Raw genomic sequence first — 6866 nt, 5'->3', positions numbered from 1 at the left:
GCGGATGAACCCCTACACCTCGATGTGGACCGGTGTGACACCGGGGGACGGCCCCCAGAACGTGCACGTGGTGCTCCTGGACAACGGCCGCACCGCGGTGCTCGACGACCCCGCCGGGCGCTCGGCGCTGCACTGCATCCGCTGCTCGGCGTGCCTGAACGTCTGCCCGGTCTACGAGCAGGCCGGCGGTCACGCCTACGGCTCCACCTACCCGGGGCCCATCGGGGCGATCCTCTCCCCGCAGCTGACCGGCATCACCTCCGAGCAGAACGCCTCCCTGCCCTACGCCTCCTCGCTGTGCGGGGCCTGCTACGACGTGTGCCCGGTGAAGATCAACATCCCCGAGATCCTCGTGCACCTGCGCGACGAGGACGTGCGCACCCAGCACGGCGAACGCTCCGACGACGGCGCCGCCGCGGCACCGGCCCGGACCCGGCGCCTGCCGCAGGCCCCGTCCGAGATGGACCTCATGATGAAGGGGGCGTCCTTCATGATGTCCTCCGGCAAGCGCATGGCGCTCGCCGAGAAGGCCCTCCCGCTGGGCCGGGCCGTGGCGGGCAAGGACCGGGCGATCAGCTGGCTGCCCGGCACGGCCGGCGGCTGGACCGACGAGCGGGACATCCCCGCCCCGCCGAAGGAGTCCTTCCGCAACTGGTGGGCCAAGCACGCCGACGAGACGCAGCAGCGGGTGGCCGCCGACGGCGGCCCCGTCACCGACGGTGCGGACGCCGCAGCCGGTGCTGCCGACACCACGGGCGCCGCCGCCACGGCGGGCGCCGCCAGCGGCCAGCAGGACGGATCCGCGGACGACACCCAGCACGATGGGGGAGAGCGATGACCGACGCCAGGACCGAGATCCTCAACCGGATCCGCGGGGCGCTGCACGACACGCCCGCGCCCGCAGCGGCGGAGCGCACCTACCGCCGCGCCTCGGACCGGCCGCACGAGGAGGTCGTCGAGATGCTCGAGGACCGGCTGGTCGACTACAAGGCCTCGGTGCACCACGAGACCCCCGCCACCCTGCCGGGACGGATCGCCGAGCTGCTGGGCGCCTCCGCCCGCTACGTGGTGCCCGAGGGCCTGGACCGCGCCTGGCTGCCCGAAGAATCGGGCATGCGGCGGGTCATCGTGGATCCCAACGACGCCCGGGCGGCCTCCGCGCTCGGGGTGCGGGAGCTCAACGCCGTGGACGCCGTGGTGACGTCCTCGACCGTCTCCTGCGCCGAGACCGGCACCATCTTCCTCACCGGCCGTCCCGAGGAGGGCCGGAGGGCGATCAGCCTGGTCCCCGACCACCACATCTGCGTGGTGCCGCTGCACTCGGTGGTCGAGCTGATCCCCGAGGCCCTCGCCCTGGTGGAGCCCACGGCCCCGGTCACCATGATCTCCGGGCCGTCCGCGACCTCGGACATCGAGCTGGAGCGGGTGGAGGGCGTGCACGGGCCCCGGACGCTGGACGTGATCCTGCTCGGCTGAGCTCCCGCCCGCACCGCACGAGGGTCCTCCACCGAGCGGCTGCGGCTCCGTACAGTGGACGTCGTCGGACGTCACGAGCGGCCGGTCCGGGCTCTCCCGCGGGAGGACCCGGACCGGCCGCGGCACGGGAGGGGCAGCGGTGAGACGGGTTCTGGGACGTCCTGTCGACGAGCAGACGCGGTGCGTGCACTACCGCACGCCGCTGGACGTGATCGCGATCAAGTTCTGGTGCTGCCGGGCGTACTACCCTTGTCATCTGTGCCACGAGGAGACCGCCGGCCATCCGGCGGCGCAGTGGCCGGTCGAGGAGCAGGACGCCGAGGCCGTGCTCTGCGGGGTCTGCGGCCACGAGCTCTCCGTGCGGGAGTACCTGGCGGTGGACGGCTGTCCGCGGTGCGCGGCACGGTTCAACCCGGGCTGCGCCCTGCATGCCGATCTGTACTTCGAGCCGGCACCCCGGGACTGAGACGTCCCGGGACCCAGGCGTCCCGGGTGGCGGCTGCGCTTCCGGGACGCACCGGGGCGCGGCAGCGGCCGCCCGCCGCTGACCAGGACGAGGAGAGGACGGCTTCCACGGTGTCGATCAAGCATCCGCTGCGGGACCGGTCCCGCCGGGCGGAGCACTCCGTCCCGCCGGGGCCGCCGGGGCCCGGATCCTCGGAGATCCGGCTGACGGGGGTGACGGTCACCCGGGAGGGCCAGGACGTCCTGCGCGACATCGACCTGAGCCTGGACGAACAGCGCATCGCGGTGATCGGGCTCAACGGGTCGGGCAAGTCCACCCTGGTGCGCCTGCTCAACGGCCTGCTGCTGCCCACCCGGGGCACCGTGCAGGTCGGCGGGCTGTCCACCGCGACCGACGCCAAGCGCATCCGGCGCCAGGTGGGCTTCGTGTTCCAGAACCCGGATAACCAGATCGTGATGCCGCTGGTGGCCGAGGACCTCGCCTTCGGGGCGAAGAACCTGGGCCTGCGCGGGGCCGAGCTCTCCGCCCGGGTGGACGGGGTGCTTCAGCGGCTGGGCATTCCCCACCTGGCCGAGCGGGAGTCCTACGCCCTGTCCGGGGGCGAGAAGCAGCTGGTGGCCCTGGCCTCGGTGCTGGTGATGGAGCCGTCCACGATCGTCTTCGACGAGCCGACCACCATGCTCGACCGGCGCAACCGGCGCCGGCTGCAGGCCACGATCGACGAGCTCGACCAGCGGGCCGTCGTGGTGACCCACGACCTGGAGCTGATCGGCGGCTACGACCGGGTGCTGGTGGTGCACGAGGGCCGGATCGCCTTCGACGGCGCCCCCGGGCCGGCCGTCGAGTTCTACTGCGGGATCAGCGACTGATGGGCGCGGCCCGGCAGCAGGACGCCCGGACCGGTGCCGACCGGCACCACGGCGCCCGGCCCCACGGTGCCGGTGGGTTCCACCGTGCCGGGCCCACCGGTGTGCTGGCCCGGATCCCGGCGGGACCCAAGTTCGTGTTCCTGTTCGCGGCCAGTCTCGGCATCTACGCCGTGACGCACCTGGGCGTCCAGCTCGCCGTCTTCGGCCTGGCCGTGGCCGCCGCCGGGGCGACCCGCACCCCGGTCACCCGTCTGGCGCGGCTGCTGGCCGGGCTGCTGCTCATCGTGGGGATCGTCTTCCTCACGTTGGGGTTCACCACGACCTGGGAGGCGGCGGCGGTGGCGTCCCTGCGGCTGCTGAGCCTGTGCCTGTTCGCCTGGGCGGTGAGCCTGTCCACCACGTTCGCCCAGATGCTGGCCCTGTTCGAGCGGCTGCTGGCCCCGACCCGGCACCTGAGGCTGAACCCGGCCCAGATGAGCCTGGCCCTGTCGATGACGATCCGGTTCATCCCGCAGATCCGCACCCAGTACCTCGAGGTCCGCGAGGCCCAGTTCGCCCGCGGGCTGCACAACAGCCCGGTGGCCGTGCTGGTGCCCCTGCTGGTGCGGACCCTGGAGTCGGCCCAGGAGATCGCCTCCGCCCTCGACGCCCGCTGCTACGACTCCGCACCCCCACCACGGGCCGCGCCCCGGACCACCACCGACTGACCCCTGGCCCCCCCGACCGTTCCAGACGTCTCCGCCCCGCCTGCTCGAGCCCCGCCGCTCGTCCCCGATCGAAGGACCCCATGACCGCCATGACCTCCCGGACCGCCGACAGCTCCCAGACCACCCAGAACACCGTCCTGGTGGCCGTGTTCGCCGCCCTCATCGCCGCCCTGGGCCTGGTGCCCCCGATCACGGTCGGCATCATCCCGGTGCCCATCACGCTGCAGACCCTCGGGGTGATGCTCGCCGGTGCGCTGCTCGGGCCGGTGCGCGGGATGCTCTCCGTCGTCGTCCTGCACGCCCTGGTGCTGGCCGGGCTGCCGCTGCTGGCCGGGGGCCGGGGCGGGCTCGGGGTGTTCCTCGGCCCGACCGGCGGTTACCTGGTCGGCTGGATCCCCGCGGCCCTGGTCATCGGGGCGCTGGTGCAGTACTGGGCGATCCGGCGCACCGGGCGCGCGGCCCGCTTCGCCGCGGTGATGCTGAGCGTGGTCGTGGGCGGCATCGCGGTGATCTACGCCTTCGGCATTCCGTGGACGGCCGTGGTCACCGGGCTGCCGCTGTCCACCTCCGCGCTGGGCGCTCTCGTGTTCATTCCCGGGGACCTGCTGAAGGCGGTCGTGGCGACCCTGGCCGCGATCAACGTCCACCGCAGCTACCGCCGGCTCCTGGGCGGGACGCCCACCGCCCGCTGATCACGGGGAAGCGCCACTCGCCGGCAACCGTCATGCACGACTCACGGCCGCACCCGCAGCGTGCGACCACCACCGAGGACGAGGACATGCCCTTTCTGGACCGCCTGAACCGCTGGGCCGAGGAGCGCCCGCAGGAGCTCGCCGTCGCCTGCGGGAACGACCGGCTGAGCTGGGGCGATCTGCGGGCCGAGGCCGCCGCCCTGGCCGCCTCGGGCGAGCCGACGGGGATCCTGCGGCAGGGCAACGGCACGGACTTCGCCGTCCGGTGGGCCGCCGGGGTGGCTGAGGAACGGGTGTGCGCCGTCCTGGACCCGTCCTGGCCGGAGGACCTGGCCGCGCAGGTGCGGGAGCGCTGCGCGGCGCGCCTCCCCGCCGATCCGGCCCCGGCGGAACTGCGCGACGGCGACCCCGCCTCGGCCTTCCTGATCGGCCTCACCTCGGGCACCACGGCCCTGCCGAAGGGCTTCCAGCGCAGCCGCGCCTCCTGGCGGCGCTCGTTCGAGGCCTCCGCCGCGCACTTCGGTCTGGGGCCCGAGGACCGGGTGCTGGTCCCGGGACCGCTGGCATCGAGCATGAACCTCTACGCCCTCTCCGAGTGCCTCTACGCCGGGGCAGGCTTCGTGACCCTGCCGGGCTTCGACGTCGCCGCCGCCCACGCCGCGATCACCGCGCACGGCGTCACCCGCCTGGTGCTCGTGCCCACCGTGCTGCGCGTCCTCGCCGAGCGCGGCCTGGCGGGCGGTGCCGACGCGAGCGGTGTCACGGCGATCGTGTGCGCCGGGCAGAAGCTGGACCCCACCACGTTCGCGGCGGCCCGGCGCTGGGCCCCGCAGGCCACGATCTGGGAGTACTGCGGTGCCGCCGAGCTCGGCTTCGTCGCCGCGCGCTGTCACCGCCCGGGCGAGCCCGCCGAGATGCCGGCCGAGGACCCCGGCACCGCGGTGGGGGCGGCGTTCCCCGGCGTGGACGTGGCTGTTCTGGACGAGTCCGGTCACTCCGTGCCGGAGGGGCAGGCCGGCACGATCTGCGTGCGCTCGGACCTGGTCTGCGACGGCTACCGCTGGGGCGAGGGCGGCCAGGGCTTCGGCCGGCTCGGCAGCCTGCACACGGTGCGGGACCAGGGCTTCCTCCGCAACGGGCAGCTGCACGTGCTGGGGCGGGCGGCGGAGATGATCAACACCGGCGGGCTCAACGTCTATCCGCACGAGGTCGAGGCGGCCCTGGCCCTGGTGCCCGGAGTGGCCGACGTCGTCGTCGCCGGCCTTCCCGACGACGCCCGCGGCCAGCGGATCGTGGCCGGGATCCTCCCGGCCCCCGCCGGGCCGGACCGGCGGCGGATCCGGGCCGGCCTGGCGGGGAGGCTGGCCCCGGCCAAGCACCCGCAGCAGTACTGGGAGCTCCGGGAGCTGCCGGTGACCGCGAACGGCAAGCTCAGCCGCGCGGTGTTCCGCGACTGGATCCTCGAAGGAGACGCCCGTGTCCGACCGCTCGGCTGAGGCCCCCGTGCTGGTGCTGGGCCGGCGCACGCCCCTGGCGCGCGCCGGGACCCTGCTCGAGGGCGTGCCCGTCCACCGGCTCCTGGCACCCGTGTTCCGATCCTTGCTGGAGGACGCCGGGCTGGACCCCGCCCGCGTCGCGGACGTGGTGGTGGGCAACGCCGTGGGCGCCGGCGGCAATCTCGCTCGACTGGCCGCCCTGGAGGCCGGGCTGCCGGTCTCGGTGCCGGGCCTGACCGTGGACCGACAGTGCGGGTCGGGGCTGGACGCGGTGGTGCTGGCCTGTCGGCTCGCCCAGGCCGGGGCCGGCCGGGTCTTCCTCGCCGGCGGGGCGGAGAGCATCAGCACCGCACCGCTGCGCGGACGACGACGCGAAGACGGAGAGGTCGAGTTCTACCGCCGCGCCCAGTTCGCCCCGGAGCACCTGGGCGATCCCGACATGGGCGAGGCCGCCGAGACGGTCGCCCACGAGCACGGGATCGGCCGGGAACGCCAGGACGGTTATGCCTTGCGCAGCCACCGGCGAGCGCTGGCCGCCGCGGAGGCGGGGGCCTTCGCAGACGAGCTGGTGCCGGTCACCGGACCTCGTGGTGAGGTGCGGTTCGACAACGGCCCGCGCCGGGCGCTGAACGCGAAGCTGCTGGCACGCTTCCCGGCCGTGTTCGCAGCCGGCGGGACGGTCACGGCCGGCAACTCCTGCGGGGACGCGGACGGCGCGGCCGCCGTGCTCGTCACCGACCCGGCCACGGCCCGCGCTCTGGGCCGGCGGGACGGGCTCGCCTTCCGCGGTGCGGTCACGGTCGGGGTGGACCCGGCGCGGCTGGGCATCGGCGCCGCCGTGGCCGCCCGGCAGCTGCTGGCGGAGCAGGGCGTGGCGGTGGAGGAGCTGGCGGCGGCCGAGTTCAACGAGGCCTTCGCCGGACAGGTGCTGGCCTGCACGGACCTGCTCGGCCTCGACGAGGACGTGCTCAACGCCCAGGGCGGCGCCCTGGCCCTGGGCCACGCCTACGGCGCCTCCGGGGCGGTGTCCGTGGTGCGCCTGCTGTCCCGGTCACGGGCCCTGCCCACCGGGAGCCTGCTGCTGGCGATGATCAGCTCCGCCGGCGGGATCGGCACGGCGGCCCTGTTCGAGAAGGTCGCGCTCTGACCGGAGCGGGTGC

8 protein-coding genes are annotated in these 6866 nt (G+C 74.5%); all 8 read left to right on the top strand.

All coding sequences use genetic code 11. The features are described 5' to 3' along the window. Positions 1–838 (top strand): 4Fe-4S dicluster domain-containing protein (locus tag CK505_RS11855; RefSeq protein ID WP_141246816.1); only part of this gene is annotated, 838 nt, incomplete at its 5' end. Then, a complete protein-coding gene (locus CK505_RS11850; protein ID WP_095651181.1) occupies positions 835–1476 on the top strand; it encodes an LUD domain-containing protein in 642 nt (213 codons plus the stop codon). The genes CK505_RS11855 and CK505_RS11850, both read left to right, overlap by 4 nt. A 184-nt stretch (positions 1477–1660) precedes the next feature. Beyond that, entirely contained in the window at positions 1661–1942 is a 282-nt protein-coding gene (locus CK505_RS11845) for a CHY zinc finger protein (protein WP_095651180.1), read from the top strand. 110 nt (positions 1943–2052) lie between these two features. Next, a complete protein-coding gene (locus CK505_RS11840; RefSeq protein WP_095651179.1) occupies positions 2053–2811 on the top strand; it encodes an energy-coupling factor ABC transporter ATP-binding protein in 759 nt (252 codons plus the stop codon). Then, the gene (locus tag CK505_RS11835) at positions 2811–3518 is read left to right on the top strand and encodes an energy-coupling factor transporter transmembrane protein EcfT (RefSeq protein ID WP_095651178.1); all 708 of its coding nucleotides are present in this window, start codon (positions 2811–2813) and stop codon (positions 3516–3518) included. Before CK505_RS11840 ends, CK505_RS11835 begins: the two co-directional genes overlap by 1 nt. An 80-nt stretch (positions 3519–3598) precedes the next feature. Continuing rightward, positions 3599–4210, top strand: a complete 612-nt coding sequence (locus CK505_RS11830; RefSeq protein ID WP_095651177.1) for a biotin transporter BioY — start codon at positions 3599–3601, stop codon at positions 4208–4210. Positions 4211–4296: 86 nt separating this feature from the next. Continuing rightward, positions 4297–5706 (top strand): class I adenylate-forming enzyme family protein, encoded by a 1410-nt coding sequence (locus CK505_RS11825; RefSeq protein ID WP_095651189.1) that lies wholly within the window; start codon positions 4297–4299, stop codon positions 5704–5706. Further along, a complete protein-coding gene (locus CK505_RS11820; protein WP_095651176.1) occupies positions 5687–6853 on the top strand; it encodes a thiolase family protein in 1167 nt (388 codons plus the stop codon). The genes CK505_RS11825 and CK505_RS11820 overlap by 20 nt, the downstream gene beginning before the upstream one ends. The last annotated feature ends 13 nt before the right edge of the window (positions 6854–6866 follow it).

The sequence above is a fragment of the Kocuria sp. WN036 genome, from assembly GCF_002287015.1.
Taxonomy (GTDB): domain Bacteria; phylum Actinomycetota; class Actinomycetes; order Actinomycetales; family Micrococcaceae; genus Kocuria; species Kocuria rosea.
The sequence above is the reverse complement of the archived record's forward strand: the minus strand, read 5'-3'. Positions and strand labels throughout refer to the sequence as shown.